Genomic DNA, 3,773 nt, shown 5'->3' with positions numbered 1-3,773 from the left:
GGGGCTGGCGCGGCGGCTGCGCGCGCTCGCCTGCACGGCCCCGCTGCACGACCTGGACGCCCGCAAGGCCAACCTGGCCGGTGAGTACTCGACGTACGGCATGGCCGAGGTGGCACTGGCCGCCATCGACCTCGTCACGCTCAACATGGACTTCGACACCGGCGCCGACCACGAGCAGATCGTCGCCCGGCTCGTCCCGCGCATCGCCGCCCAGGCCCCCCACCGCACCACCGCCGAGCACGAGCGCGTGGCCCGCTGGGTGCTGGAGAACCTGATCAACGTCGGCAGCGCCGACCGCGGCTTCCGCGCGGTGTACGGCACCTTCGCCTCCGACGGCAGCTATGTCCGCCGCGACTACGACTTCAAGCTCATCGAAGAGGTTCCGGGACCCGGCGGCACGGTGTACCTGCGGACCACCGACGAAGCCGTCAACGTCCTCGTCGGCGCCCTCGACACCGATGTCACCAGCGCCCAGATCGCCGCCGAGGTCAAGTTGGAGGTGCTGATCAACCGGGGCCGGCTGGCCGACGCCCAACTCGCCGCAGAGCAGGCCCGGTACCGCACCGTGCAGTACTCCGAGACCCTGCGCCGCGCCCTGGACGCCACCCGGCGCAACGTCCGCGCGGTCGACTGGCTCAACTCCGTGCCCGACATGATCGCCGAGGCGCTGGACCACGTGGCCGACCGCTACCGCCACGAGAACGCGATCCTCACCAACATCCGCAAGGCCCGCGACGAGACCGAGGAGCCGGAGCACAAGCGGCGCGCGGCCGAGCTGGTCGACATCGTCAAGGACTGCATCCGGCGCCACACCCAGCTCCAGTCGCGGCTGCTGGAGGCGGGGCCGCTGTTCCGTGCGGAGCAGGACCGGCAGGCGTTCGCCACGCCCACGGGGACCTCAGGCATGGACCTGTACGGGCATCTGGTCGCGCCTGTCCTGCCGTTGCCGCTTCAGCAGGCGATCCGGGTCACCGACGCGTTCTTCGGCAGCGGGGTGGGGTTGCGTACGCCGGTGTCGGTGCGGGTGGGGGACCTGGTCGACATTCTGCTGACGCCGCCGGTCGAGCGGGAGCATCTGGGGGCGGAGATGCCGGAGCCGGATCTGATTGCCACGCCGGACGACAGCCGGTTCTCGGAGGAGCAGGTGGCTGCGGCTCGCGCTCTGCTGGATCTGCCGGCGGACGCTCCGCGGAGGCTGTCGGGGCTGCTTGCGGAGGCTCGGGCCGCTGAGGGGTTCGAGCTGGCGTATCTGGTGGCGCTGATGGCTATTCACGCGGCGAGTCCTGCTGTCGGTACCGCCTACCGACAGGGCGAGGAGAAGCTGTTGTTCGCCGTGGACGACGGTACTGAGCTGGACGATCCGGACTTCGGTGGGGCGGATCTCATCGTGGGGACCGCCTTGTTGGATGCCGTGGGAATGGCCAGCGATCGGGCGGTGGCCGGGTGAGTGGCTTTCCCGCCGTCGTGGTTGATCGCGCCCACGCGGCGGAGCCGCATGAGCGAACACGGCCCCGCGCCCCTGGGTGGGCTGCACCTGACCCTGGTTTCAAGTTCAAGGAGTATCCGTCGTGACCGAGCACGTCGAGTGGAGTGACGTCGAAGCGCCGGCGGCGCCGCCGGCCGTCACCCCCGCCGACGCCGCCGACGCGGCGCGGCTGGTGGCGTTCGGGCTGCAGCCGAAGTTGCAGCCCGCGCGGGACCAGGAGTACACCGAGCTGTTGCGGCGGTACCGGGAGGACGGGGCGTTCGCGCGGCTGGCCGACGCCGTGGCGACCGGGCTGGGGCTCGTGGTGCTGGAGGTGTCGCCACGGGCCGGAATGGCCGTGACGGCCGCCGAGGACTCGGTGTTCGCGGTGCGGATGGGCGACTACGCCCGCCGTACCACCGCCGACGCCGCCGACCGGTTCCTGCACGGCCTGGCCCACCTGGCCGTGGCCGCGCTGGCCTTCCCCCGGCCCGAGGACCTGGCAGACGACTCCTACATCGGGCGCGTCACGGTCAACGGCGTGGACGCCTTCGTACGGCAGGCGTGCCGCAGGCTGGAGGAGCGGGCCGAGCAGTCCGGTGAGAACACCGACCCGGTGACCGATGCCCCCGGTCTGGAGGCCGCCTGGCGGATCTGGGCCCGGCGCAGCGCCACCGGCGCCACCAAGGACGCCCGGCGCCCGGCCGCCTCCACCACCGGCATCGTCGCCAAGGCGCTCGGCTTCCTCACCGAGTCCGGGTTCCTCCAGCGCACCGGCGACGACCACGGCGGCACCTACCGCACCACCGCCCGTTACCAGTTGCAGGTGCGGGACATGGCGGGCGGCGCGGCGCTCAGCGAACTGCTCGAGCTGGGCGTGGTGACCGAGACCGGCGGCACCGCCACCCTGCTGCCCGCCGAGGACACCGACGACCTGGACCTGGTGGCCGACGCCGGACTGCCCTTCCACTCCTGACCCGCCCGCACCTTTTCGAAGACCTCACGAGAGTCCGCCATGTACGAGCTGTCCCGCGTCCGCCTCTACTCCATCGGGCCCGCCGGCGCGCGCTACGCCGACACCGTGCTCGACATGCGCGGCGTGGGCGCCCCCGTGCCCGACCCGGCGCCCACGCAGGCGGAGTTCTTCGAGGAGGAGCCGGTCGGCCCGCCGCGCCGCCCGGCGCCCGCCGGTGTGCTCTTCCTGGAGAACGGCGGTGGCAAGTCCGTCCTGCTCAAGCTGATCTTCTCGGTGATGCTGCCCGGCCACCGCAACACCCTGGGCGGCGCCAGCTCCGGCGTGCTGCGCAAGTTCCTGCTCGCCGACGACTGCGGGCACGTCGCGCTGGAGTGGCAGCACGTGCAGACCGGCGAGTGCGTGGTCGTCGGCAAGGTCAGTGAGTGGCGCGGCCGTCAGGTCTCCAACGACCCGCGCAAGTTCGCCGAAGCCTGGTACTCGTTCCGGCCCGGCCCGGGTCTGAGCCTCGACAACCTGCCGGTCGCGGAGTCCACCGCCGTACGGCCGCTGGTGGAAGGCGCCTCCGGGGCGCAGGGGCGCCGGCGCACCATGAAGGGCTTCCGGGACGCCCTCACCGAGGCGGGCAAGAACTACCCGCACCTGGAGGCGCACTGGGAGGAGACCCACGAGCGCTGGACCGAGCACCTCGGCGACCTCGGCCTGGACCCCGAACTCTTCCGCTACCAGCGGGAGATGAACGCCGACGAGGGTGAGGCGGCCGGCCTCTTCGCGGTCAAGAAGGACTCCGACTTCACCGACCTGCTGCTGCGTGCCGTCACCGACACCCGTGACACCGACGGCCTGGCCGACCTCGTCGGCGGCTTCGGCAACAAGCTGGGCCGCCGCGCCGAACTCATCGCGGAACGGGACTTCACCGCGGGCTCGGTCGACCTGCTCGGCCGGATCGTCGAGGCGACCGGCGCCCGCACCCGCGCGCGGGAGGTGCACACCGGTGCCGAGCGCCGCACCCGCACCCTGGCCCGGCGGCTGTCCGCGCGGGCCGTGCGCGAGCGGGTTCGCGCCACCGACCTCGCCCAGCGGGTCACGGCCGCCGCCGACACCGTCACCCACTCCGAGGGCGCCCGTGCGCGCAGCTCGCTGATCGCGGCCGAACTCGCTTACCGGCACGCCTCGTTGGCGTTGGCCGCCGCCGAGAAGGCCGCCGCCGCGCAGAAGCGCGAGCTGGCCGACGCCCGTACCCTGCACGCCGCCTGGCAGGCCGCCGAGGCCGTGCTGCGCCACCGCGCCGCCGCCGACCGGGTCGCCCGCGTCTCCGCCGCCATCCAGGAGGCC

General features: G+C 72.8%; 2 protein-coding genes and 1 pseudogene. All 3 read left to right on the top strand.

From position 1 onward, the window contains the following. Nucleotides 1–1,447: hypothetical protein (locus GT030_RS00580; RefSeq protein ID WP_161199302.1), on the top strand; the 1,447-nt coding region annotated here is incomplete at its 5' end. Nucleotides 1,448–1,568: 121 nt separating this feature from the next. After that, nucleotides 1,569–2,441: a hypothetical protein gene (locus GT030_RS00575; protein ID WP_161199301.1), complete on the top strand. Its 873-nt coding sequence runs from the start codon at nucleotides 1,569–1,571 to the stop codon at nucleotides 2,439–2,441. A gap of 39 nt (nucleotides 2,442–2,480) precedes the next feature. Then, nucleotides 2,481–3,773, top strand: a pseudogene (locus GT030_RS00570) (hypothetical protein); the annotation flags it as partial.

It is taken from the genome of Streptomyces sp. SID1328, from assembly GCF_009865595.1.
GTDB lineage: Bacteria > Actinomycetota > Actinomycetes > Streptomycetales > Streptomycetaceae > Streptomyces > Streptomyces griseoluteus.
Note: the sequence above shows the minus strand (reverse complement) of the source record. Positions and strands in the feature narration are given on the sequence as shown.